General features: G+C 59.2%; 22 protein-coding genes. 15 read left to right on the top strand and 7 right to left on the bottom strand.

Going from position 1 to position 23,577, the window contains the following annotated elements; genetic code table 11:
* Positions 1–54: 54 nt before the first annotated feature.
* Complete coding sequence (gene hslO / locus AC3ZVB_RS12810; protein ID WP_162437028.1) at positions 55–957, bottom strand: Hsp33 family molecular chaperone HslO; 903 nt, start codon at positions 955–957, stop codon at positions 55–57.
* 103 nt (positions 958–1,060) lie between these two features.
* Here hslO and AC3ZVB_RS12815 point away from each other — a divergent pair, with 103 nt between their 5' ends.
* Positions 1,061–1,864, top strand: a complete 804-nt coding sequence (locus tag AC3ZVB_RS12815; RefSeq protein WP_490146698.1) for a phosphatase PAP2 family protein — start codon at positions 1,061–1,063, stop codon at positions 1,862–1,864.
* A gap of 157 nt (positions 1,865–2,021) precedes the next feature.
* On the opposite strand, the gene AC3ZVB_RS12820 is transcribed toward AC3ZVB_RS12815, so the two are convergent.
* Entirely contained in the window at positions 2,022–2,429 is a 408-nt protein-coding gene (locus AC3ZVB_RS12820) for an RNA-binding S4 domain-containing protein (protein ID WP_162437030.1), read from the bottom strand.
* A 116-nt stretch (positions 2,430–2,545) separates the two neighbouring features.
* Between AC3ZVB_RS12820 and rimA the strand changes: the two genes are divergently transcribed.
* The 3 genes from rimA to rimK are packed head-to-tail and all read left to right on the top strand — an operon-like array spanning position 2,546 to position 4,724.
* Positions 2,546–3,325 (top strand): S6 modification regulatory phosphodiesterase RimA, encoded by a 780-nt coding sequence (rimA, locus tag AC3ZVB_RS12825; RefSeq protein ID WP_162437031.1) that lies wholly within the window; start codon positions 2,546–2,548, stop codon positions 3,323–3,325.
* Positions 3,326–3,342: 17 nt separating this feature from the next.
* A complete protein-coding gene (rimB, locus tag AC3ZVB_RS12830; protein ID WP_162437032.1) occupies positions 3,343–3,822 on the top strand; it encodes a retropepsin-like aspartic endopeptidase RimB in 480 nt (159 codons plus the stop codon).
* Complete coding sequence (rimK, locus tag AC3ZVB_RS12835) at positions 3,819–4,724, top strand: 30S ribosomal protein S6--L-glutamate ligase (RefSeq protein WP_007972871.1); 906 nt, start codon at positions 3,819–3,821, stop codon at positions 4,722–4,724. The genes rimB and rimK overlap by 4 nt, the downstream gene beginning before the upstream one ends.
* A gap of 93 nt (positions 4,725–4,817) precedes the next feature.
* Here rimK and AC3ZVB_RS12840 read toward each other — a convergent pair whose 3' ends face one another.
* Together AC3ZVB_RS12840 and ompR are read right to left on the bottom strand one after the other, a co-directional pair.
* A complete protein-coding gene (locus AC3ZVB_RS12840; protein ID WP_162437033.1) occupies positions 4,818–6,131 on the bottom strand; it encodes an ATP-binding protein in 1,314 nt (437 codons plus the stop codon).
* Positions 6,132–6,233: 102 nt separating this feature from the next.
* Positions 6,234–6,974 (bottom strand): osmolarity response regulator transcription factor OmpR, encoded by a 741-nt coding sequence (ompR, locus tag AC3ZVB_RS12845; RefSeq protein WP_027922237.1) that lies wholly within the window; start codon positions 6,972–6,974, stop codon positions 6,234–6,236.
* A gap of 361 nt (positions 6,975–7,335) precedes the next feature.
* On the opposite strand from ompR, the gene AC3ZVB_RS12850 reads away from it, so the two are divergent.
* From AC3ZVB_RS12850 to tauD, 7 genes are all read left to right on the top strand, one after another.
* On the top strand, positions 7,336–9,660 hold the full coding sequence (locus AC3ZVB_RS12850) for a Tex family protein (protein ID WP_490146699.1): 2,325 nt from the start codon (positions 7,336–7,338) through the stop codon (positions 9,658–9,660).
* A complete protein-coding gene (locus tag AC3ZVB_RS12855) occupies positions 9,660–10,043 on the top strand; it encodes a PaaI family thioesterase (protein ID WP_162437035.1) in 384 nt (127 codons plus the stop codon). The genes AC3ZVB_RS12850 and AC3ZVB_RS12855 overlap by 1 nt, the downstream gene beginning before the upstream one ends.
* Before the next feature lie 257 nt (positions 10,044–10,300).
* A complete protein-coding gene (gene gshA, locus AC3ZVB_RS12860) occupies positions 10,301–11,884 on the top strand; it encodes a glutamate--cysteine ligase (protein WP_162437036.1) in 1,584 nt (527 codons plus the stop codon).
* 311 nt (positions 11,885–12,195) lie between these two features.
* Positions 12,196–13,173, top strand: coding sequence for a taurine ABC transporter substrate-binding protein (gene tauA / locus AC3ZVB_RS12865; RefSeq protein WP_490146700.1), 978 nt, complete (start codon positions 12,196–12,198; stop codon positions 13,171–13,173).
* Between the two features lie 16 nt (positions 13,174–13,189).
* A complete protein-coding gene (gene tauB / locus AC3ZVB_RS12870) occupies positions 13,190–13,984 on the top strand; it encodes a taurine ABC transporter ATP-binding subunit (RefSeq protein WP_490146701.1) in 795 nt (264 codons plus the stop codon).
* A complete protein-coding gene (gene tauC / locus AC3ZVB_RS12875) occupies positions 13,981–14,814 on the top strand; it encodes a taurine ABC transporter permease TauC (RefSeq protein WP_194691798.1) in 834 nt (277 codons plus the stop codon). The genes tauB and tauC overlap by 4 nt, the downstream gene beginning before the upstream one ends.
* Positions 14,815–14,859: 45 nt before the next feature.
* Complete coding sequence (gene tauD / locus AC3ZVB_RS12880) at positions 14,860–15,702, top strand: taurine dioxygenase (RefSeq protein WP_490146702.1); 843 nt, start codon at positions 14,860–14,862, stop codon at positions 15,700–15,702.
* Between the two features lie 163 nt (positions 15,703–15,865).
* Here tauD and mgrA read toward each other — a convergent pair whose 3' ends face one another.
* Entirely contained in the window at positions 15,866–16,903 is a 1,038-nt protein-coding gene (gene mgrA, locus AC3ZVB_RS12885) for an L-glyceraldehyde 3-phosphate reductase (protein ID WP_162437041.1), read from the bottom strand.
* Between the two features lie 157 nt (positions 16,904–17,060).
* Between mgrA and AC3ZVB_RS12890 the strand changes: the two genes are divergently transcribed.
* The gene (locus AC3ZVB_RS12890) at positions 17,061–17,318 is read left to right on the top strand and encodes a hypothetical protein (protein ID WP_162437042.1); all 258 of its coding nucleotides are present in this window, start codon (positions 17,061–17,063) and stop codon (positions 17,316–17,318) included.
* A 15-nt stretch (positions 17,319–17,333) separates the two neighbouring features.
* Here the strand turns inward: AC3ZVB_RS12890 and betT are convergent, their stop codons facing one another.
* Together betT and epsC are read right to left on the bottom strand one after the other, a co-directional pair.
* The gene (betT, locus tag AC3ZVB_RS12895; protein WP_178114286.1) at positions 17,334–19,289 is read right to left on the bottom strand and encodes a choline transporter BetT; all 1,956 of its coding nucleotides are present in this window, start codon (positions 19,287–19,289) and stop codon (positions 17,334–17,336) included.
* Positions 19,290–19,715: 426 nt separating this feature from the next.
* A complete protein-coding gene (gene epsC, locus AC3ZVB_RS12900; RefSeq protein WP_162437044.1) occupies positions 19,716–20,642 on the bottom strand; it encodes a serine O-acetyltransferase EpsC in 927 nt (308 codons plus the stop codon).
* A gap of 190 nt (positions 20,643–20,832) precedes the next feature.
* On the opposite strand from epsC, the gene AC3ZVB_RS12905 reads away from it, so the two are divergent.
* The 3 genes from AC3ZVB_RS12905 to tcyL all read left to right on the top strand — a co-directional run bounded on the left by AC3ZVB_RS12905 (position 20,833) and on the right by tcyL (position 23,577).
* Positions 20,833–21,825, top strand: a complete 993-nt coding sequence (locus AC3ZVB_RS12905; protein ID WP_162437045.1) for a D-cysteine desulfhydrase — start codon at positions 20,833–20,835, stop codon at positions 21,823–21,825.
* Positions 21,826–22,117: 292 nt separating this feature from the next.
* The gene (gene tcyJ, locus AC3ZVB_RS12910; RefSeq protein WP_490146703.1) at positions 22,118–22,912 is read left to right on the top strand and encodes a cystine ABC transporter substrate-binding protein; all 795 of its coding nucleotides are present in this window, start codon (positions 22,118–22,120) and stop codon (positions 22,910–22,912) included.
* Positions 22,912–23,577: a cystine ABC transporter permease gene (tcyL, locus tag AC3ZVB_RS12915; protein ID WP_010464804.1), complete on the top strand. Its 666-nt coding sequence runs from the start codon at positions 22,912–22,914 to the stop codon at positions 23,575–23,577. The genes tcyJ and tcyL overlap by 1 nt, the downstream gene beginning before the upstream one ends.

A 23,577-nucleotide genomic window follows, 5' to 3' on the forward strand; every position in this document is an offset into this window, starting at 1 on the left:
TCGTAACGGCGTTATTCCGGCGCAAAGCAGTGAATTTACCTGCGCTGAACCGTTTTAGTGCCGGGTATCTGACGGAGTATCTACGCCCGCTCCAGCGAACAATTGAGTGATATCTGCGGCATCAAAGAGGTAGCGCTGGTTGCAGAACTGGCAATCGATTTCGATGTTGCCACCGTGTTCGATGACCAGTTCCTGCGCATCCTCCAGACCCAGACTCACCAGAGCATTGGCCGAACGTTCGCGGGAGCAACTGCAACGGAAGCGCAGTTTTTGCACATCGAAGAGTCGAACCTGTTCTTCGTGGTAAAGACGATGGAGCACGGTTTCATTGTCCAGGCTCAGCAATTCATCGGCGGTCAGCGTGCTGCCCAGCGCGGTGATGTGCTGCCAGCTGTCGGCGCGTTCTTCTTCGTCCTTGAGACGGTCGGCGGGCAATTGCTGCAACAGCAAGCCGCGAGCACGACGGCCATCCGCGTACAGCCAGAAACGCGTGCCCACTTGCTGGGACATGACGAAATAGTTGGTGAAGCACTCGGATAACGTTTCGCCGTCCAGGTCGACGATACCCTGGTAACGCTGACCCTGTTTCGGGTCGACCGTCAGCGCCAATACGCCATTGGGCATAAGGTCGGCAAGAGTCGCATCGGGGGCAATCCGGTCAGCTTCATAACGTGCCAGGCCACGGATTTCACGCTCGCTGGAACACTCGATCATCAACAGCGGGATCGGGCCGTCGGACCGGGCCTGGAGGATCAGCAGACCATCAAATTTCAAAGTGCCCACCAGCAGCGACGCGGCCGCCATCAACTCGCCCAGCAATTGTGCGACTGGCTCCGGGTAGGCGTGTTTTGCCAAGACTTCGGCGTAGCTGAGTTCCAACGAAACCAGTTCGCCGCGGGTATCGCTGTCATCGAAGATGAAGCGTTGGGTGTAGTCGGTATCCGTTAGATCGGTCATAGGTCTGGGTATCTGAATTAATGACAAAGTGATTTCAAAAAGTGAGAATCTTGCTTATTCGGCACCGTTTTGGTGCGAAATGTTCAGCCATGGGAGGCATTTTATGAACAATCCGGGTTTGTTCCAAGCAAGGTGGAACCTGCGCCGGTTGGCTCTGTGCAACTTGGTACCGCTGGCGCTGCTGGCCTTCTGGTTATGGCCTACAGGGCAGATGGTGTGTGTGATTTTCGACGAGTGGCTTTTTTACCGCCTCAATTCGCCACTGGCGACTAACCCGATATGGCTGCACATCTGGGCGATTGCAAGTCTGCGCCCCTTCGACGCGGTGGTCGGCGTGATTCTTTTTACCCTGCTGATCAAAGGCGATTGGGTATTCAAAGCCAATGAAGTGCGCCAGGCGTTTTTCGGGTTTCTCTCGACACTGCTGTTGCTGCTGTTGATCCGGATGCTGTTTTCAAAACTGGCCGTGCATATGGACTGGCAGCACAGCAGTCCGTCGATGATGATCGACAGCGCCGTCCGCATGAGCGACTACTTTCCGGGTCTTGAAAAAGCCTGGGAACTGAAGGACCGATCGAGTCAGAGTTTTCCGGGAGACCATGCGTCAGTACTACTGATCTGGGCGCTGTTCATGACGGTGTTCAGTCGCTCCACCTGGCAGACAGCGGTGATCTGGAGTCTTGCGCTGCTGTTCATGATGCCGCGCCTGGTGGCGGGCGCCCACTGGGGTCAGGACGATTACATTGGCGGTGTGATGCTGGCGGTGTGGGCCCTGGGTTGGGGTTACTACACGCCGCTTGCCTATTATGTTTCAGAGTTTTTCCTGAAGGTAACGGCGCCAGTATTTGAACTGCTGAGCAGATTGCCAGTGGTTTCGCGGATGAGTGTGGTGCGAGCTACAAGTTAATGCCTTGATGCCTATGTGGCGAGGGCGCTTGCTCCCGCTCGGTTGCGCAGCAGCCGCAAAGCCAGACGACCGTGTTCTTGCTGGAAGAATGCAGTTGTCAGGATCAGGAGTCCTTCGGCCTCCAACGGAGCAAGCCCACTCGCCACAAAACAATGACTTACTGGTCGTTGCTGCTGCCACGAAACTTGAACAAATCCCGCCGCTGCTTCTTGCTCGGCTTGCCGTCCGTGCTCACGCCCAACGAGCCCGCTTTTCGCATGGCTGCAGCAGCTTCGCGTTTGGCGATACTGGCTTCGGTTTCGGCGTACAGTGTCTGTGCTTGCGGCGCGCCACCGCGCACGCTCGACAGCGCCTTGACCACCACCGTGCGCTCATCGAAACCGGCGCGAATCTGAAATTCGTCACCGACCCGGGGCTCCTTGCCCGGTTTGCAGCGCTCGCCACGACAATGCACCTTGCCGCTTTCAATGGCCGCTTTGGCCAGGGCACGCGTTTTATAAAAGCGTGCAGCCCACAACCACTTATCGAGACGGACCTTGTCGTCCTCTTCCTGTTTTTGTGCCACTGGAATTCCTCTTTCAGACAATAGTCGGAACTGTACTACCGTTTCTGTCGGGCGCAAGAACCCGGCCCTCCAGATAGAATGAGATCTTGGCCGGCTCAACGCCGTGGAGTGATCGAGTGACTATATTTCCGTCTTCATTGACTGCGCCCAAGGTCGGGTGTCAGGGATGTCAGCAAAGCGAGCCCTTGGGGTTCGATTTTGCCTTTGCTTACCAACCCATCGTCGACCTGCGAGATCACTCCATTTTCGCTCATGAAGCCTTGGTGCGAGGAGTGGACGGTCAAGGCGCGATGTCCGTGCTTGATCAGGTTACCGATCAAAACCGCTATCGTTTCGACCAGCTCTGCCGGACCCGAGCCATTGAAGGTGCGGCGCATTTGGGGATGCAAACGAACCTGTCGATCAACTTCATGCCAAACGCCGTTTACCGCCCCGAGCTGTGTATTCGAAGCACGCTGGAAGCTGCACAAAAGTACAACTTCCCGATCAATCAGCTGATTTTTGAAACACTGGAAAGCGAGCACGTAGATAACTATCGCCATTTGACCAATATTCTGCGTGAATACCGCGAATTCGGCTTCAAGACCGCCATCGACGATTTCGGGGCGGGCTACTCGGGGCTCAATCTGCTCGCCGATTTCCAACCGGACCTGATCAAGCTCGACATGGCGCTCATCCGCGATGTCGACCGCGATCGCGTTCGTCAGGCTATCGTTCGAGGGATTGTCACAATCTGTGCGGAGTTGAACGTTACAGTCATTGCCGAAGGCATCGAAAGCGCCGGGGAAAGGGATTTTCTGGCGGACTGTGGAATTTTTCTGATGCAGGGTTACTGGTTCGCCAAACCTGCATTCAAAGCGTTGGCCCAGGTAACACCTGGGGCCTGGACGCGTTAATCGCTGGTTTATCCCTATTGAAGACATTTGACCATTTGACCGTTGTCGGTCTGCGCGAGTGGATAGCGCTCCCGGATCTGGGAGTCGCCGGACTTCGCGCAAAAATTGACACCGGTGCCAGCACCTCCAGCCTGCATGCCACCGACATCGAACCGTTCGAGCGCGATGGTGAGCAGTGGGTGCGCTTTACCGCGCACCTCGGGACGGTGGTGCAACTGCGTCACAGGCGCTGCGAAGCACCGCTGGTGACGATGAAAACCATTAAAAGCTCCAATGGTCACGCGCAAATGCGATACGTGGTCAGCACTACCCTGGCCCTTGGTGATCGGGTCTGGCGGGTCGAGTTCACCCTCGCCTGCCGCAAATCCATGCGCTATCGCCTGCTACTCGGCTCCAAAGCCCTGATCGATGGCCAATTGGTGGTCAATCCGGGCATTAAATACGTACAAGACAAGCCGGTGTTCCCGGTATCTACCTCCTCCACAGGTGTTGCATGAAGATCGCTGTGCTGTCGCGTAACCCGCGTCTGTATTCCACTCGTCGTCTGGTCGAAGCCGGAACCGAGCGTGGCCATGAAATGGTGGTGGTCGACACCCTGCGCGCCTACATGAACATCGCCAGCCACAAACCGCAGATTCACTATCGCGGCAAACCGCTGGAAGGCTTCGACGCGGTCATTCCGCGGATCGGCGCGTCGGTGACGTTTTATGGCTGCGCCGTGTTGCGTCAGTTCGAAATGATGGGGGTTTTTCCGCTTAACGAGTCGGTGGCCATCGCACGTTCGCGAGACAAGCTGCGCTCGCTGCAACTGCTCTCGCGTCGCGGTATCGGTTTGCCAGTCACCGGGTTTGCTCACTCGCCGGATGACATTCCCGATTTGATTGAAATGGTCAACGGTGCACCACTGGTCATCAAGGTACTGGAAGGCACTCAAGGCATTGGCGTGGTGCTTTGCGAAACCGCAACGGCGGCGGAGTCGGTGATCGAGGCATTTATGGGCCTCAAGCAAAACATCATGGTTCAGGAGTACATCAAGGAAGCCGGTGGCGCGGACATTCGATGCTTTGTGGTCGGCGACAAAGTGATCGCGGCGATGAAGCGGCAGGCCAAACCCGGGGAGTTTCGTTCCAACCTGCATCGCGGAGGGAGTGCAAGCCTGATCAAGATCACGCCGGAAGAGCGCATGACTGCGTTACGTGCGGCGAAGGTGATGGGCCTTGCGGTAGCGGGTGTGGACATCCTGCGCTCCAATCACGGGCCGCTGGTGATGGAGGTCAATTCGTCGCCGGGCCTGGAAGGGATTGAAACCACCACCGGGAAGAATGTGGCAGGGATCATCATCGAGCATCTGGAGAAAAATGGCGGACCGAACATGACCCGGACCAAAGGCAAAGGGTAAAGCCCAAAGATCAAAAGATCGCAGCCAGCGGCAGCTCCTGCATGGGAATGCGTTCCCTGTAGGAGCTGCCGCAGGCTGCGATCTTTTCAGTGGTTAAACCGCATCTCGCGGCAGCATCAACCCCAGCGGCAACCGCACCCGCGCTTCCAGCCCGCCACCGTCTCTGTTGCGCAGCTCAACATTACCGCCATGCATCGACGCGATCCGCTTCACGATCGCCAGCCCCAAACCCGTCCCTTTACCGCCACGAGCACGATCACCGCGGGTAAACGGATTGAAGATCGCTTCCAATTCCGAAGGATCAATCCCCGCCCCTCGGTCCATCACACTCAGTACCACATACGGGGCGCTGGTATCTCCAGACACGTAAGCCGCGACCTCGACACCGCTGCCAGCGTGATGCAGCGCATTGCCGATCAGGTTGTTCAGCAGTCGTTTCATCGACACCCGACGCAACGGGAATGGCTGGATCGGCTCCAGGCGCAGTCTTACTTTTTCTTCATTCTGGTTGTAAGGAGCGGCGACTTCGCGCACCAGATCGATCAAGTCGACCTCTTCCACCGACTCGTCGCGACCATCGCGGATAAACGCCAGGAACTGGTCGAGAATCGCATCCATGTCTTCGATGTCGCGCACCATGTCATCGGTGAGGTCGCTGCGGTCGCCCATCAATTCCAGAGACAAACGCAAGCGGGTCAGCGGAGTCCGCAAGTCGTGGGAGACGCCGGCCAACATCAGCTCGCGCTCGCGACCGGCCTGTTCGACGTCTTCAGCCATCTGGTTGAACGCGCGGTAAACCTCGGTCATCTCGCTCGGCGTATCACTGATCGGCAGGCGCACGCTGCGACCCTGGCCGAGTTGCCTTGCGGCAAAGACCAGACGTTTCAAGGGCTGGTTGAGTTGGCTGACAAAGATCCAGGCTGAAGCAGTCGACAGCAAGCCGATGGCCAGGAACCAGCCGAGTACGTTCCAGATTTTTTGACCGCGCAATGGGTGCGGGTATAGCGGCACTTTCAGCCAGCCGTCACCCAGACTTGGTGCCCGGACCCATAACGCCGGCGGCGAATGCATGCGTAATCGGACTTCGGTGTCGGCCCCCAGCTCAGCCTGCATCTGGCGCTGATAGATCTCGCTGTATGGCCAATGCTGTTCGCCTTCTGGCACACCGGTGCCCACCACACGAATCAACGTCGCGGCTTCGGCAATTTTGTCGCGGTTATTTTCATCCGCCGCCCAATAGGCGCGAAGCGTCAGGGCGACGCCGTGGCTGTATTGCCGGTCCACCAGCACATCCTCGTTCATCAATAGATAAACTAGGGTCAGTGCCTTGGAGAACAGAACGACAATCAGCACCAACCAAAGGGTGCGGGAGAAGAAGCTTTGGGGAAACCAGATCGGGGTTTTCATGAATAGCCGTTACACGCTTGCAGGAGCGAGGATGCTCGCATATTGCGGATCGCGAGTCTGCGGACAACATCGTCCGCAAGACCCGCTCCTACAAAACGCCGATCACTTGGTGGCGGCGCCATCCGGAACGAACACGTAACCCACGCCCCAGACAGTCTGGATATAACGCGGTTTGGATGGATCGGGTTCAATCATTCGGCGCAGACGGGAAATCTGTACGTCGATGGAGCGCTCCAGAGCATCCCACTCACGGCCGCGAGCCAGGTTCATCAGTTTGTCGCGGGTCAGAGGCTGACGCGCGTTCATGACCAGGGCTTTCAGCACCGCAAACTCACCGGTAGTGAGCATGTGCACTTCATCACCGCGCTTCAGCTCACGGGTGGCCAGCGACAGCTCGTAGTCACCGAAGGTCACGCTTTCGTCTTCGCTGCCCGGTGCGCCCGGCACAGGAGTGGACTGACGACGCAACACGGCTTTGACGCGAGCCATCAGCTCATCCGGGTTGAACGGCTTGGCCAGGTAGTCGTCGGCGCCCAGTTCGAGGCCTTTGATACGGCTCAGCTCGTCGCCCTTGGCGGTGAGCATGATGATCGGGATCTGATTGTTAGCGGTGCGCAGGCGGCGGCAAGCAGTCAAGCCGTCTTCGCCAGGCAGCATCAGGTCGAGAACAACCAGGTTGAACACTTCGCGCGCCAGCAGGCGGTCCATTTGTTCAGTGTTCGGTACGGCACGGGCTCGATAGCCTTTGCTGACGAAAAAGCGTTCCAGCAGGCTGCTCAGCCCTGGATCGTCGTCAACAATAAGAATTTTTTCGCCTTCAGCAATGTTTGCAGTGCTGCTCATTAGATGCTCCTTTTAGCTCGGCGCGCATTATGGCGTAGCTGCCGTTATACGCACCGTGTGCATTGTTAGCAGATTTTTCCTTCACCGCCAGCACGCCGGGCGTTATCCCCAAGGTCGGTGATGCCCCCGAATGATCGAACGCTGGGTATAATGCGCGGCGTTTTGTGTCAGGCAACGTCTGATCGTTTACCCCGGCGACCGCTTTTTATTTTCATGGCGCCGGCAGTAATTGTTCGATTTCACGGGTCAACGGAATGCCTGTTGATCCAGGTAGCGGCGCAGGCCAGGCCGCTCAACCAGACTCGCCGAGCCCTTATCTCTGCGCCTGCGAGCCTGCTTTCACAATTTGTCAGGTGGTTTTATGGACAGCATCAACAGCCGCATCGCCGAGGAACTCGGCGTACGCCCACAACAGGTCGAAGCGGCCGTCGCGCTACTCGATGAGGGCTCAACCGTTCCCTTCATCGCCCGCTACCGGAAAGAAGTGACCGGCAGCCTCGATGACATCCAGCTGCGCCACCTTGAAGAACGTCTGCGCTACCTGCGAGAACTCGACGAACGGCGCATCAGCATCCTGGCCAGCATCCAGGAACAGGGAAAGCTGACCCCGCAGCTGGAACGCGACATCAAGCTCGCCGACACCAAGACCCGTCTCGAAGATTTGTACCTGCCGTACAAGCAGAAACGCCGCACCAAGGGCCAGATCGCCCTGGAAGCCGGCCTCGGCGAGCTGGCTGACGGCCTGTTCAACGACCCTACCCTGGCGCCGGACGCCGAAGCTGCGCGCTTCGTCGACGCCGAAAAAGGCGTGGCCGACGTGAAGGCCGCCCTCGAAGGCGCCAAGTACATCCTCATGGAGCGTTTCGCCGAAGACGCCGGTCTGCTCGACAAACTGCGCAGCTACCTGAAGCAGGAAGCCACCCTGAGTGCCCGTGTCATCGCCGGGAAGGAAGAGGAAGGCGCCAAGTTCCGCGACTACTTCGAACATGACGAACCCCTGAAAAGCATGCCATCGCACCGCGCCCTGGCGATTTTCCGCGGCCGCAACGAAGGCATTCTCAGCTCCGCGCTGAAAATCGGCGACGAGCTCCCGGGCACCATGCACCCGTGCGAAGGCATGATCGGCCAGCAGTTCGGCATTCAGAACCAGAACCGCGCGGCCGACAAATGGCTGGGCGAAGTGGTGCGCTGGACCTGGAAGGTCAAGCTCTACACCCACCTCGAAACCGACTTGCTCGGCGAACTGCGCGACGGCGCGGAAACCGAAGCGATCAACGTGTTCGCGCACAACCTGCACGACTTGCTGCTGTCGGCACCCGCCGGCCCACGTGCCACCCTGGGCCTCGACCCTGGCCTGCGCACCGGCTGCAAGGTCGCCGTAGTCGACTCCACCGGCAAGCTGCTGGACCACGCCACGGTGTACCCGCACGTACCGCACAACAAGTGGGACCAGACCCTCGCCGTGCTCGCCGCCCTGTGCGCCAAGCACTCGGTGGACCTGATCGCCATCGGCAACGGCACCGCCAGCCGGGAAACCGACAAGCTCGCCGCTGAACTGATCAAAAAGTATCCAGCCATGAAAATGACCAAAGTAATGGTCTCCGAGGCCGGTGCATCGGTTTACTCGGCCTCGGAACTGGCTTCCAAGGAATTTCCGGACCTCGACGTATCGATCCGTGGCGCGGTGTCCATTGCCCGTCGCCTGCAGGATCCGCTGGCAGAACTGGTCAAGATCGATCCGAAATCCATCGGTGTCGGCCAGTACCAGCACGATGTGTCGCAGCTGAAACTGGCGCGCGGCCTGGACGCTGTGGTCGAGGACTGCGTGAACGCCGTCGGCGTCGACGTCAACACGGCCTCTGTGGCGCTGCTGGCCCGTATCTCCGGCCTCAACGCGACGCTGGCACAGAACATCGTCAGCCATCGCGACGAGCACGGCGCCTTCAAAACCCGCGCCGCACTGAAGAAAGTGGCACGCCTGGGCGAAAAAACCTTCGAACAGGCTGCCGGCTTCCTGCGGGTCATGAATGGCGACAACCCGCTGGATTCGTCCGCGGTTCACCCGGAAGCCTATCCGTTGGTGCAGCGTATCGCCGCCGAGACTGACCGCGATATCCGCTCGCTGATCGGCGATGCCAGCTTCCTCAAGCGTCTTGATCCGAAGAAGTACACCGACGAAACCTTCGGTTTGCCGACGGTCACCGACATTCTGCAAGAGCTTGAAAAGCCTGGTCGCGACCCACGTCCCGAGTTTAAGACCGCCGAGTTCCAGGAAGGCGTCGAGGATCTCAAGGACCTGCAACTGGGCATGATCCTCGAAGGTGTCGTCACCAACGTGACGAACTTCGGCGCGTTCGTCGACATCGGCGTGCATCAGGACGGTTTGGTGCACATCTCTGCGCTTTCGGAGAAGTTCATCAAGGATCCTCGCGAAGCGGTGAAGGCCGGTGACGTGGTGAAAGTGAAGGTCATGGAAATCGACATTCCGCGTAAACGCGTTGGCCTGTCGATGCGCATGAGCGACACACCGGGTGAGAAAATCGACGGCGCCCGTGGTGCACGTCCGGGTTCCGCTCCGCGCCAGTCCCAGAACACCGCTCCACGCAAGGAAACCACGGCTGCGGCTCCGGCCAACAACGCCATGGCGTCGCTGTTCGCAAACGCCAAGCAGTTGAAGAAACGCTGATGGAGTTCCCTGCCGGGTACACCGAAAGCGCATTTTTCAAGCTGCTGGGGTGCCGTTTGCACAGCCTGGAAACCGGGGTGGCGCAGGTCGCCCTGTTGCTTGAGCCAGCGCTGCGCAATCGGGCGAACAAGCTGCACGGCGGGGCATTGTTCAGTCTGGTGGACATCGCCATGGGGCTGGCCTGCTCCAGCACCCACGGCTTTGACCAGCAGAGCGCGACCATCGAATGCAAGATCAACTACATTCGCGCCGTGTCCGACGGTGAAGTGATGTGCACGGCACGGGTGATTCACCCGGGCCGTCGCACGCTGGTGGTCGAAGCTGACGTGATGCAAGGCGAAAAATTAGTCGCAAAAGCACAAGGCACGTTCGCTGTCCTGTAGATGAATGCCATCATTTTGAGTTAATTTCAGCGCTAAGAAATCTGTAGGAGCGAGCTTGCTCGCGAAGGAGGCAAGGGCGCCGCTGTCATCCTGACAGCCCTCGTCATCGTTAACCTCCTTCGCGAGCAAGCTCGCTCCTACAGAGGACACGGCAGTTCGATGCAAAAACCAGGCGAAAACGCCAGTTTCTACTTCACCCTTGTAGACCGTCTTGCCCACCCCCATATTGGGGCGACTGACGCGTGAAGGAATCCAACTTGAGCGAACTTCTCAACCGCCGCCTGGCTCTGCTCGGCGAGCGCGCTAACCTCTCTCTGCTCGAACAGTGCCTTCACGGCATCGAACGTGAATGCCTGCGCGTGACCAGCGAAGGTCGCCTGGCGCAAACGCCGCACCCGGAAGAATTGGGTTCCGCGCTGACCAACGAACAAATCACCACTGACTATTCCGAGTCGCTGCTGGAGTTCATCACGCCAGCCCTGCCCGACCCGGCCGACACGCTGGCGAGCCTGGACAGCATTCACCGCTTTGCCTACAGCAAGCTCGGCAACGAGTTTCTGTGGAGTCCGTCGATGCCGTGCCCTTTGCCGGCCGAGGAAGATATCCCGATTGCCTACTACGGCACGTCCAACATCGGGCAGCTCAAGTATGTGTACCGCAAGGGCCTGGCCCTGCGTTACGGCAAGACCATGCAGTGCATCGCCGGGATTCACTACAATTTTTCCCTGCCGGAAAAGCTCTGGCCGCTGCTCAAAGAGGCTGAAGGCTTTGTCGGCACCGACCGCGATTATCAGTCGTCAGCCTACATCGCACTGATCCGTAACTTCCGTCGCTACAGCTGGCTGCTGATGTACCTGTTCGGTGCCTCGCCAGCGCTCGACGCCGGTTTCCTGCGCGGGCGTTCGCACCAGCTCGAGCAGTTGGACCCGGACACCTTGTACCTGCCCTACGCCACCAGCCTGCGCATGAGCGACCTGGGTTACCAGAGCAACGCCCAGGCCGGCTTGACGCCGTGCTACAACGACCTGGCGAGCTACACCGACAGCTTGCGCAAAGCGGTGGCGACACCTTATGCGCCGTACGTTGAAATCGGCACCCATCAGGACGGTGAGTGGGTTCAGCTCAACACCAACATCCTGCAGATCGAAAACGAGTACTACTCCAACATCCGTCCCAAGCGCGTGACCTACACCGGCGAGCGGCCGATCCAGGCGCTGGTGGCCCGTGGCATTCAGTACGTTGAAGTGCGCTGCCTGGACATCAACCCGTTCCTGCCGATGGGCATCGATCTTACCGAGTCGCGCTTCCTCGACGCCTTCCTGCTGTACTGCGCGCTCAACGAAAGCCCTCTGCTGACCAACAGCAGCTGTGGCAATGCGACCTCGAACTTCCTCAGCGTGGTCAAGGAAGGTCGCCGCCCAGGCTTGCAACTGCAGCGCGACGGTCAACCGGTGGACATGAAGGAATGGGCTGCCGAGCTGCTGGAGAAGATTGCACCGCTGGCCGCACTGCTTGATCAAAGCCATGGCGGCGATGCTCACAGCAAGGCGCTGGACGTGCAGATGGAGAAGATCAAGGACCCGTCCCGGACGCCGTCAGCCATGGTCTTGGCGTCGATGGCCGAGCATAAGGAAAGCTTCGCCCAGTTCTCCCTGCGCCAGAGCCGCGCACATGCGGAGTATTTCCGTAGCGAGCCGCTGTCAGCCGAAGCCCAGGCGACGTTTGAAAACCGTGCGCGCACTTCGCTGGCCGAACAGGTGGAGCTGGAGCAGAACGAGGTCGGTGATTTCGACGTGTTCGTCGGGTCGTATCAGGCGAGTATTCTGGCGATCAGTAACTGAGTCACTACGGCCCTTTATCGCAAGCAAGCAGCTCCTGTGGATCAGACATAGCAACTCACTGTGGCGAGGGGATTTATCCCCGTTCGACTGCGAAGCAGTCGCAAGATCCTTTTAATGGGGGGCTGCTTCGCAGCCCAACGGGGATAAATCCCCTCGCCACAGCAAATCCTCTCGCCACTAAGCCCCTCACCTCATGCATTCCCAACTTTTCCACTCATAAGCTAATTCGAAAAAGTTATTTATTTTCGGATTCTTAGATCATTTAGCCTCCTCACACGCCAACTCTCGGCCGCCTGTTGAGGAGCTTCTCCATGAAACTGCATCTCCCCCTTCGCCTCCTGGCGGCCGTTTCGCTGGCTGCGGCGAGTTTCTTTGTCCAGGCAGCCGACGTGACCGTCGCCTACCAGACCACCGTTGACCCGGCGAAAGTCGCCCAGGCCGACGGCGCCTACGAAAAAGCCACCAACGCCAAGATTGACTGGCGCAAATTCGACAACGGCGCCGACATCATCGCCGCCATTGCCTCCGGCGATGTCCAAATCGGCTACCTGGGTTCCAGCCCCCTGACTGCCGCGATCACCCGCAAAGTCCCGGTAGAAACCTTCCTCATTGCCACTCAAATCGGCGCCGCCGAAGCCCTGGTAGCTCGCGATGGTTCCGGCATCAAGACCCCACAAGACTTGATCGGCAAAAAAATCGCCGTACCTTTTGTCTCCACCGGCCACTACAGCCTGCTGGCGGCGTTGAAGCACTGGAACATCGACCCGTCGAAAGTCACCGTCCTCAACCTCGCCCCGCCCGCGATCATTGCTGCATGGAAACGCGGTGATATCGACGCCACTTACGTGTGGGACCCGGCCCTGGGCGTCGCCAAGGAAAACGGCAAAGTACTGATCACCTCGGGTGAATTGGCCAAGTTCGGCGCACCGACGTTCGATGCCTGGATCGTGCGCAAAGACTTCGCCGAAAAACACCCGGAAATCGTCACCGCGTTCGCCAAAGTCACCCTCGACGCCTACGCCGAATATCGCAAAGACCCTCAAGCCTGGCTCGCTAATCAATCCAACGTCGACAAGCTGGTGAAACTCTCCGGCGCCAAGGCCAGCGACATTCCGTTGCTGCTGCAAGGCAACGTCTACCCGCTGGCGGCTGATCAGGTGATCACCCTTGGCGCACCGACCACCAAAGCGATCACTGACACCGCCACCTTCCTCAAGGAACAGGGCAAGGTCGACGCGGTACTGCCGGACTACGCGCCTTACGTCAGCGCCAAGTTCATCACTCACTGATCGGGAGTTCATTGCGATGGCTTTGCTACAGCTGGAGCGCATCAGCGCACAGTACCCCGGTAGCCCGGAACCGGTGCTGGCGGATATTTCCTTGAGCCTCGGGCCTCAGCAATTGCTGGTGGCTCTCGGCCCGTCCGGCAGTGGCAAGACCTCGCTGTTGAACCTGATTGCCGGTTTCGTCGAGCCCAGCGCCGGGCGTATCACGCTGGACGGCGTACCGGTCAAAGGGCCAGGCGCCGAACGTGGTGTGGTGTTCCAGGACGATGCCCTGCTGCCTTGGCAGGATGTGCTGGCCAACGTCGGCTTCGGTCTGGAGCTGGCGGGCGTATCTCGTGAAATACGTGAAAGCCGCGCCAAAGAAATGCTCGCGCTGGTGGACCTTTCCGGTTTCGAAAACCGCCGGATCTGGCAACTCTCGGGCGGACAGAAACAGCGCGTCGGCCTGGCCCGCGCGCTGGCTGCCGACCCTCGCGTATTGCTGATGGACGAACCTTTCGGTGCCCTCGACGCGTTCACCCGCGAACAGATGCAAGAGCTCTTGCTGCAAGTCTGGCAGCGCACCGCCAAACCGGTTTTTCTGATTACCCACGACATCGAAGAAGCCGTATTTCTCGCTACTGACCTGATTCTTCTAGCGCCTGATCCTGGGCAAATCGTCGAGCGCTTGAGTCTTGATTTCGGTCAGCGCTATGCCGCTGGCGAATCGGCACGGGCGATCAAATCCGACCCACGCTTTATCGAAACCCGCGAACACGTCCTCGCCAAGGTGTTCTCCCAACGCAGCGCCGCCCAGCGGCAGGAGCGCGCATGAGCAGCTATGAGATTCCGGCCGTCACGGTAAAAACCCCTTCGACGGTGATACCTGTACGGCGCAGCTTGAGCACACGCTGGATCAGTGTCCTGACACTGGTCGCGTTGGTGGCGCTGTGGTGGGCGGTGACGGCTACCGGCATGATCGAACCGCTGTTCCTGCCGCCTCCGTCCGCCGTCCTGCAAAAGGGCTGGTTGCTGGTGACCACCGGCTACATGGACTCCACCTTGTGGCAGCACTTGGGCGCCAGTTTGAGTCGCATCGGGCTGGGCCTGGGCTTCGCGGTATTGACGGCGGTACCGGTCGGCATCGCCATCGGCCACAACCGCATTGCTCGCGGCATCCTCGATCCGCTGATCGAGTTCTACCGCCCTATTCCACCATTGGCCTACCTGCCGCTGATCGTGATCTGGTGCGGCATCGGTGAGCTGTCCAAAGTCCTGCTGATCTACCTCGCGATTTTTGCGCCCATCGCCATCGCCACGGCCACGGGTGTGCGCACGGTCGACCCCGCCAAGCTGCGTGCCGCACAGTCGCTGGGCGCAACACGGGCGCAGCTGATACGCCATGTCATTCTGCCAAGCGCCTTGCCGGACATTTTGACCGGCGTGCGCATTGGTCTCGGTGTGGGTTGGTCGACCCTGGTCGCCGCCGAATTGATCGCCGCCACCAGCGGTTTGGGCTTCATGGTGCAATCGGCCGCGCAGTTCCTGGTCACCGATGTGGTGGTACTGGGGATTCTGGTCATCGCGCTGATTGCCTTCGCCATGGAAATGGGCCTGCGTGCCCTGCAACGCAAGCTGGTGCCGTGGCACGGCCAGGCTCACTGAATATGGCTACCTCGGTTGCCGCCCCCCGAATTGAAGAGAACCACCATGAGTAACCTGACCATCGTCCCCCTAAGCTCGGCCCTCGGCGCGCAGATCAGCGGCGTCGACGTGAGCCAGCCGCTGAACCTGGAACAACGTGACGCTATCGAGCAGGCGTTGCTCAAGCACCAAGTGTTGTTCTTCCGCGACCAGCCGATCACGCCTCAGCAGCAGGCGCGGTTCGCCTCCTATTTTGGCGACCTGCACATCCACCCGATCTACCCCAACGTCCCCGAACAACCGCAGGTGCTGATCCTTGATACCGCCGTCACCGACGTGCGCGACAACGCGATCTGGCACACCGACGTGACCTTCCTGCCGACACCGGCGATGGGCGCCGTGCTCAGTGCCAAGCTGTTGCCGGAGTTTGGCGGCGACACGCTGTGGGCCAGCGGCATTGCTGCGTATGAAGCGCTGTCTGCGCCGATGAAAAACCTGCTCGAAGGCCTGACCGCCACCCACGATTTCACTCGCTCGTTTCCATTGGAACGCTACGGCAACACGCCAGAAGCGCTGGCTCAATGGGAAGAAGCCCGCCGCAAAAACCCACCGTTGTCGCACCCTGTGATCCGCACACACCCCGTGAGTGGGCGCCGGTCATTGTTCGTCAATGAAGGGTTCACATCGAAGATCAACGAGCTGTCGGAAACGGAAAGCGAGGCCATTCTGAAGCTGCTGTTCGCCCATGCGACGCGCCCGGAGTTCACCATCCGCTGGCGTTGGCAGAAAGACGACGTGGCGTTCTGGGACAACCGCGTGACGCAGCATTACGCAGTAGACGACTACCGCCCTGCACGGCGGGTGATGCAGCGCGCGACGGTGTTGGGGGATGTACCGTTTTTTCGGTGAGACCTGACTTTCGTCGTTGCCTCAAATACCGCTATCGCGGGCAAGCCCGCTCCCACAGGTATATCAGTTGGCCGCAGAATGTTGGTTCAACACATAACCCTGGGGGAGCGGGCTTGCCCGCGATAGCGGTATTGCAGGCGCCGGAAAAACCAGCGCCGAAAGCTTACTCAGCCGAGGATGGCTTCTCCCAAAGATTGATCCCACCCTCCTGGGCAAACCCATCAATCTCCGCCAGCTCTTGCGCACTGAAGCTCAAATTCTTCAACGCCCCGACGTTCTCGATAATCTGCTCCGGACGACTCGCGCCGATCAGCGCCGAGGTCACGCGTGGATCTCGCAGCGTCCAGGCCAGCGCCAACTGCGCCAGGCTCTGACCACGACGCTTGGCGATCTCGTTCAGCGCGCGAACGTGAGCGATGTTGGCCTCGGACAAATGCGAAGCCTGCAACGAGCCACCCCCCGGACGATTCACCCGCGCATCCGCCGGCACGCCGTTGAGGTACTTGTCAGTCAGGAGTCCCTGGGCCAGTGGTGTGAATGCAATCACCCCGGTGCCGAGCTCATCGGTGACATCCAGCAGGTCTTTTTCTACCCAACGGTTGAGCAGGTTGTAGGCCGGCTGATGGATCAACAGCGGCACTTTCCACTCCTTCAGCAGCGCGGCCATTTCACGGGTTTTCACCCCGGAATAAGACGAGATGCCAATGTACAAAGCCTTGCCCTGCTGCACGGCGGTGGCCAGTGCGCTGGCGGTTTCTTCCAGCGGCGTGTCCGGGTCGAAGCGGTGAGAATAGAAGATGTCGACGTAGTCCAGGCCCAGGCGCTGCAAGCTCTGGTCGAGGCTGGCGAGCACGTATTTGCGCGAACCTCCGCCCTGGCCGTAAGGGCCGGGCCACATGTCCCAGCCCGCCTTGCTCGAGATGATCAGTTCGTCGCGGTACTGCTTGAAGTCTTCACGCAGCAAACGGCCGAAATTGATCTCGGCGCTGCCATACGGCGGGCCATAGTTGTTGGCGAGGTCGAAGTGGTTGATCCCCAGATCGAACGCCGTGCGCAACAACGAGCGCTGGGTTTCGATTGGCGTGCTGTCGCCAAAGTTGTGCCACAGTCCCAACGACAGCGCCGGCAATACCAGCCCGCTGCGGCCTACACGGCGGTACGGGATGGCGTCATAGCGGTTTTCGGCAGCGGTGTAAGTCATCGAATCCTCTCTTGTCTGGGTAAACATTCATTGAGATGAGTACATTAATGTCCAAACATGGCATCAGACCATTACCTGTGAGAGCAAAGCTTGGTCCGGGCGGCGTTCCGACGATGAAGCCCTCTAAGCCAACCCACACCCGAGGAATGTACTCACCATGCACACCACCATCATCATCACCTTCGGCCTGATCCTCCTGGCGCTGATGCTGTTCATCGGTGAGAAAATCGGCTTCAGCCGCCAGACCCTGACCTACAGCTTCGTCGCCTTGTGGCTGGCGCTGACCGTCATCAACGGTGCCATCGGCGTGGTCACTGCCGGCCAGTCCGTGAGTTCGGAAATGGTGGTCGGCAGCCTGGTGTTCAGCGTCCCAGTGGCCGCACTGGTGTTGTTCATGGTGATGACTCAAGCCTGAGCCATCACCCATTGATCAACGCACCAAATGCAGGAACTGCATGTGCCGCTCGTACTGGTCGAGGATGTCGTTGATGATCTGCTCCTTGGTGTAACCGACCAGATCGTAGTCCTGACTGCCCTCGGCCAAATGCACTTCAGCCCGATAGTAACGGCGATTGTTGAGCTCCTTGGAACCCATGCCGCCACGAGCGAAAGACGGTGTGAAGTAGCCACGCATCTGCACCTGATAGATGAACGGATGCTGTTCGCCATGACCGATTTCCAGGCTGACACTGTCATTGGCCGGGTCAGGCTGAGTGACCACGTTCAAACCCTTCTCGACGAATACGGCGGTCACCTCTTCAATCGCCGGGCGCACCGTCGTGTCGAGGAAGCGATAGACCTCATCCCGCGAGGGGAAGTGCACGGCCTGACTCAGCCGCTGACGCCAGCCACCACGCCGCGAACCGGACACCGGTGCCAGGGAATGCAGTTGCGCGATCTGCTTCTGCGACTCCAGGTAGAACGCCTTGTGCAGTCCCCACATCATCAACAGCAAAATCATCGAGAACGGCAGCGAGGTCAGCACCACGGCTGACTTCAGCGCATCGATGCTGCCGGAGAACAGCAGCGCACTGGTCACCAATGCAGTCATCGCGCCCCAGAACACCCGCAGCCATTTCGGCCCGTCTTCATCCGGATTGCCGCCTTTGGCAGACAGCGTCGACAGCACCACGGTACCGGAGTCGGCCGAGGTGACGAAGAACACGAAGCTGATGAACACCGTGACCGCGATAACGGTTTTGCTCCACGGGTAGGTTTCCAGCAACAGGTAAAGCGTCATCGAGGGGTTGTCGATGGCCGACATTCCCAGCGCGCTCATGCCGTGGTTGAGGACTTGATCGATGGCGCTGTTGCCGAAGATCGACATCCACGCCAGGGTGAAACCAAGCGGGATCAGCAATACGCCAAAAACGAATTCGCGGATGGTCCGGCCACGGGAAATCCGTGCGATGAACAGGCCAACGAACGGCGACCATGCAATCCACCAGGCCCAGTAGAACACTGTCCAGCCGCCCAACCAGTCGCTGGGTTTGTCATAGGCGTACAGGTCAAAACTCTTCATCGGCAAGGCGCCGAGATAGTCGCCGATGTTCTGGATCAGGGTGTTGAGCAAATGCTGCGTAGGGCCGGCGAACAACACGAACAACAGCAGCGCACACGCCAGCAGCATGTTGATGTCGGACATCACCCGCACGCCTTTGTCGACGCCGGATACCGCGACGATGATTGCCGCGCCCATCATCAGCGTGATCAGGCCCACCTGAACCCACTGGGTGTGTGCAACACCGAACAGATAGTCGAGCCCGGAGTTGAGGTGCAACACGCCAAAGCCCATGTCGGCACCGAGGCCAAACACCGTAGCGATGATGCCGAAGCCGTCCACCGCATAACCGATCGGACCGTTGATGCGCTTGCCGATCAGCGGGTAAAGCGCCGAGCGTAACGCCAGTGGCAGGTTATGGCGGTAGGCGAAGTAGGCCAGCGCCATGCCGACAAAGGCGAACACGCCCCAGCCATGCAAGCCCCAGTGCAGGAACAGAATCTGCATCGCCTGTCGCGCCGCATCCGCCGTGCCGGCATCGCCCTGGGGCGGTTGCGCGAGGTGGGTCAGCGGCTCGGATACACAAAAGAAAAACAGCGTGATGCTGATCCCGGCGGCGAACAGCATGCCGGCCCAGGACAGGTAACTGAACTCGGGTTCGTCGTGGTCGGCACCGAGCTTGATCTTGCCGTAGCCGGATAAGGCGGTGACCACCACGAAGACCAGGTACAGGGTCATCGCGAGCATGTAGTACCAGCCGACCGTATTGGCCGCCCAGTTTTGTGCCGCCAGCAACCAGGCCCCGGCTTGCTCGGGCATCGCGATAACCACGATGCCGAACAACAGAATGAAACTCGCCGAGAAGTAGAACACCGGCGGATTCATGCGGACCTGGCCGCTTGGTGGGAGAGAAGATGCACTCATGAAACATGCACCTCTAAGGTAGGCAATGTGGCTGTGAAAATCAGACTCAGCAAAGGCAAGCCTCCTGTTGTGAGCGGGCAGCGAACCGGCGTTTTAACTTGAATGAGCGTTCAAGTTAAACATGGATAGGGCGCTAAGGACTAATCGCAGGGCTCGGCGGTACTGTGTGTACGCTAGCTCAAGGAAGGGTATGAGGTGGGATTTGGTGGTTTGGTTCACTGGATAATTGGCTGAATACCATTATCTCGGTTCGGATTGAAATCATTCGCGGGCGAGCCACGCTCCCACAGGTATCGTGTCGTACAGTAATTGTGCGAACGACATCGATCCTGTGGGAGCGGGGCTTGCCCGCGAAGGCGTTAGCAAGATCACTGAAGATTTCAGCCCTTACTTCTGCGTCCCATCATCATGCTGCAGATTCGCCTGGGTCAGGTTGCACCCCGCCGGCACGCTGCGGGTCAGCCAGACATTACCGCCGATGGTCGAGCCCTTGCCGATAGTAATCCGCCCCAGAATCGTCGCACCGGCGTAAATCACCACGTCATCCTCGACAATCGGATGCCGCGGATGGCCCTTCTGCAATTGCCCGTCTTCATCCGCCGGAAAACGCTTCGCACCCAGGGTCACGGCCTGATAGATCCGCACACGCTCGCCGATGATGGCAGTCTCGCCAATCACCACACCCGTCCCATGATCGATAAAGAAGCTGCGACCGATCTGCGCCCCTGGGTGGATATCGATGCCCGTGGCCGAGTGCGCGATTTCCGCGCTGATCCGCGCCAGCAGCGGCAACCCGGCGCGATAGAGATGGTGCGCCAGGCGATGGTGAATCACCGCCAGGATCCCTGGGTAGCACAGCAGCACCTCATCAACGCTGCGTGCCGCCGGGTCGCCGTGGTAGGCCGCCAGCACATCGGTGTCCAGCAAACTGCGCAGCCCCGGCAACGCGAGGGCGAAATCCTGGATGATCTGAATGGTCCTGGCCTCGACTTCGGTGTCGGCCTGGGCGCTATGGCGCGCGGCGTAACGCAGTTCGAGTCGCGCTTGAGCCAGCAATGCGTTCAGCGCCACGTCCAGCGTGTGGCCGACGTAGAAATCTTCACTCTCCTCACGCAGGTCGACCGGCCCCAGACGCATCGGAAACAGCGCGCCACAGAGCGCTTCAAGAATATCGGCCATCGCCGCTCGAGAAGGCAACTCGCGACCGCCCTGCTCGCCACTGGCGCGACCGTTTTGGGCACGCCATTGATCACGCGCGGTACGCAGTTGGCTGACGATGGTCTGCAATTGCCAATGGCTGGATCGCTCGCTCACTGTAGAAACTCCTCACCGGCAGCCGGACTGTCTGGCCACCTTGACGGCGATTACTTTACGGCAAGGTCTTCAAGCCGAATTAAGAACCAATAGTGCTGAACTCAATACTTTTGGCTATAAGCGATTGGCGGTTGCCCCTGGATTTTGGCGTGCCTATAGTCCGGACATCTTTCCCTGCCAGTGCGTAACCATGATCAAACAACAGCTCGCCCGTTTTGACCGCCTCGAATTGCTCAGCCACCCGACGCCGCTGGAAAAACTCGAGCGCCTGTCGACCTGGCTGGGCCGCGATGTATACGTCAAACGCGATGACCTGACGCCACTGGCGATGGGCGGCAACAAGCTGCGAAAACTCGAATACCTGGCGGCAGATGCGCTGGCCCAAGGCGCCGACACGTTCATCACCGCAGGCGCGCTGCAGTCCAACCACGTTCGCCAGACCGCTGCCCTGGCCGCCAAACTGGGCCTGGGTTGCATCGCCCTGCTGGAAAATCCGCTGGGCACTGACGACAGCAACTACGTCGCCAATGGCAATCGGCTGCTGCTCGACCTGTTCGATGCCAAGGTCGAACTGGTGGAAAACCTCGACAACGCCGACGAACAATTGCAGGCCCTGGCTGACCGACTGCGCAACAACGGCAAAAAACCCTACATCGTGCCGATTGGCGGCTCCAACGCTTTGGGCGCGCTCGGTTATGTGCGCGCCGGGCTGGAACTGGCCGAACAGATCAAGGACACCGGTCTGACTTTTGCTGCCGTGGTATTGGCCTCAGGCAGTGCAGGAACCCATAGCGGCCTGGCGCTGGCATTGAATGAAGCACTGCCGGAATTGCCAGTGATCGGCGTCACGGTATCGCGCAGTGATGAAGATCAACGCCCCAAGGTTCAGGGCCTGGCCGAGCGCACAGCGGAGCTGCTGGGCGTGACTCTGCCAGCGAGTTTCAAAGTCGAATTGTGGGACGAATATTTCGGCCCGCGTTACGGCGAACCGAACGCCGGCACGCTCTCAGCGGTGAAGCTGGTGGCCAGTCAGGAAGGGTTGTTGCTCGACCCGGTGTACACCGGTAAGGCCATGGCGGGTCTGCTGGATGGCATCGGGCGTCAGCGCTTCAATGAGGGGCCGATTATTTTCCTGCACACCGGTGGAGCACCGGCGTTGTTTGCTTATAAAGATTTTCTGTAAAACAGAAACGGCTAGATCAAAAGATCGCAGCCTTCGGCAGCTCCTACATGGATTGGCGTACTCCTGCAGGAGCTGCCGAAGGCTGCGATCTTTTGATTTTATATTCCACAAAGGAATAACAATCGAAATATTTATTATTTTCCAATCTAAGAACGCCATCATATAGTCGCGCCGCAGGCGAATTTGCAACGAGACGAATATGCTGCTTTAGGGCAGGATATCGCAGACGTTTAAATCCCGAATTTGCCAACCTTCTCACTACGTCTTCCATAAGAAAACACAGGGGCTTGTCATGAATTTTTCCGCACTACGTCGAAATCTGCTGGTAGGTTCGCTGGGCCTGGCGCTGAGCGCCGGTCTGATCGGTCAGGCCGTTGCCGGTGAGCAACTGCAAAAAATCAAAGACGCCGGCGTTATCAACGTCGGCCTGGAAGGCACTTACCCACCGTTCAGCTTCGTGGACGCCGACGGCAAACTGGCCGGCTTCGAAGTCGAGTTCTCCGAAGCCCTGGCCAAAGAGCTGGGCGTGAAAGTGAAACTGCAACCGACCAAATGGGATGGCATCCTCGCGGCACTGGAATCCAAGCGTCTGGATGCAGTGATCAACCAAGTGACCATTTCCGAAGAGCGCAAGAAGAAGTACGACTTCTCCGAGCCTTACACCGTCTCCGGTATTCAGGCGCTTGTTCTGACCAAGAACAAAGACACCATCAAGACCGCCGCCGATCTGGATGGCAAGAAAGTCGGTGTAGGCCTGGGCACCAACTACGAGCAATGGCTCAAGGAAAATCAACCCAAAGCCATCATCAAGACCTATGACGATGATCCGACCAAGTTCCAGGACCTGCGCGTAGGCCGTATCGACGCCATCCTGATCGACCGTCTCGCCGCACTGGAATACGCCAAGAAGGCCAAGGACACTGTCGCCGCCGGCGAAGCGTTCTCCCGCCAGGAAGCCGGTATTGCCCTGCGCAAAGGCGAGCCTGAACTGCTGGAAGCAATCAACAAAGCCATCGACAAGCTGCGTGCAGACGGTACGCTGAAAAAGCTCTCGGAAAAATATTTCAGCGCTGACGTCACTCAATAATGGAAGAAGCTTTCCAACTCGCACTGGATTCCCTGCCTTTCCTGCTCAAGGGGGCCTACTACACGGTCATCTTGAGCCTGGGCGGGATGTTTTTCGGCCTCATGCTGGGCTTCGGCCTGGCACTGATGCGCCTGTCGCGCTTCAAGCTGGTGAGCTGGATCGCCCGCATCTACGTGTCGTTTTTTCGCGGCACGCCGTTGCTGGTGCAACTGTTCGTGATCTATTACGGCTTGCCGCAATTGGGCATGGAACTCGATCCGCTGCCGGCGGCCCTGATCGGCTTCTCGCTGAACATGGCCGCTTACGCCTGTGAAATCCTCCGCTCCGCGATCAGCTCAATCGAGCGCGGCCAGTGGGAAGCTGCCGCCAGCATCGGCATGACCCGAGCGCAAACCCTGCGACGGGCCATCATCCCGCAGGCAATGCGCACCGCATTGCCGCCGCTTGGCAACAGCTTCATTTCGCTGGTCAAGGACACCGCGCTGGCCGCCACCATCCAGGTGCCGGAGTTGTTCCGCCAGGCGCAGCTGATCACAGCACGCACCTTCGAAGTGTTCACCATGTACCTTGCCGCCGCACTGATCTACTGGATTCTGGCCACGGTGTTGTCGCACCTGCAGAACAAGTTGGAAGAGCGGGTCAATCGGCACGACCAGGAGTCCTGA

The organism is Pseudomonas sp. MDV22-iso1, assembly GCF_058145095.1.

Coding starts and splice junctions, on each gene's coding strand:
- ompR (WP_027922237.1), bottom strand. CDS start 6,974: ATGAGCAGCACTGCAAACATTGCTGAAGGCGAAAAAATTCTTATTGTT.
- AC3ZVB_RS12855 (WP_162437035.1), top strand. CDS start 9,660: ATGGAGTTCCCTGCCGGGTACACCGAAAGCGCATTTTTCAAGCTGCTG.
- tauA (WP_490146700.1), top strand. CDS start 12,196: ATGAAACTGCATCTCCCCCTTCGCCTCCTGGCGGCCGTTTCGCTGGCT.
- tcyJ (WP_490146703.1), top strand. CDS start 22,118: ATGAATTTTTCCGCACTACGTCGAAATCTGCTGGTAGGTTCGCTGGGC.
- hslO (WP_162437028.1), bottom strand. CDS start 957: ATGACCGATCTAACGGATACCGACTACACCCAACGCTTCATCTTCGAT.
- tcyL (WP_010464804.1), top strand. CDS start 22,912: ATGGAAGAAGCTTTCCAACTCGCACTGGATTCCCTGCCTTTCCTGCTC.
- rimK (WP_007972871.1), top strand. CDS start 3,819: ATGAAGATCGCTGTGCTGTCGCGTAACCCGCGTCTGTATTCCACTCGT.
- mgrA (WP_162437041.1), bottom strand. CDS start 16,903: ATGACTTACACCGCTGCCGAAAACCGCTATGACGCCATCCCGTACCGC.
- AC3ZVB_RS12890 (WP_162437042.1), top strand. CDS start 17,061: ATGCACACCACCATCATCATCACCTTCGGCCTGATCCTCCTGGCGCTG.
- betT (WP_178114286.1), bottom strand. CDS start 19,289: ATGAATCCGCCGGTGTTCTACTTCTCGGCGAGTTTCATTCTGTTGTTC.
- AC3ZVB_RS12815 (WP_490146698.1), top strand. CDS start 1,061: ATGAACAATCCGGGTTTGTTCCAAGCAAGGTGGAACCTGCGCCGGTTG.
- AC3ZVB_RS12840 (WP_162437033.1), bottom strand. CDS start 6,131: ATGAAAACCCCGATCTGGTTTCCCCAAAGCTTCTTCTCCCGCACCCTT.
- tauC (WP_194691798.1), top strand. CDS start 13,981: ATGAGCAGCTATGAGATTCCGGCCGTCACGGTAAAAACCCCTTCGACG.
- AC3ZVB_RS12850 (WP_490146699.1), top strand. CDS start 7,336: ATGGACAGCATCAACAGCCGCATCGCCGAGGAACTCGGCGTACGCCCA.
- AC3ZVB_RS12905 (WP_162437045.1), top strand. CDS start 20,833: ATGATCAAACAACAGCTCGCCCGTTTTGACCGCCTCGAATTGCTCAGC.
- tauD (WP_490146702.1), top strand. CDS start 14,860: ATGAGTAACCTGACCATCGTCCCCCTAAGCTCGGCCCTCGGCGCGCAG.
- tauB (WP_490146701.1), top strand. CDS start 13,190: ATGGCTTTGCTACAGCTGGAGCGCATCAGCGCACAGTACCCCGGTAGC.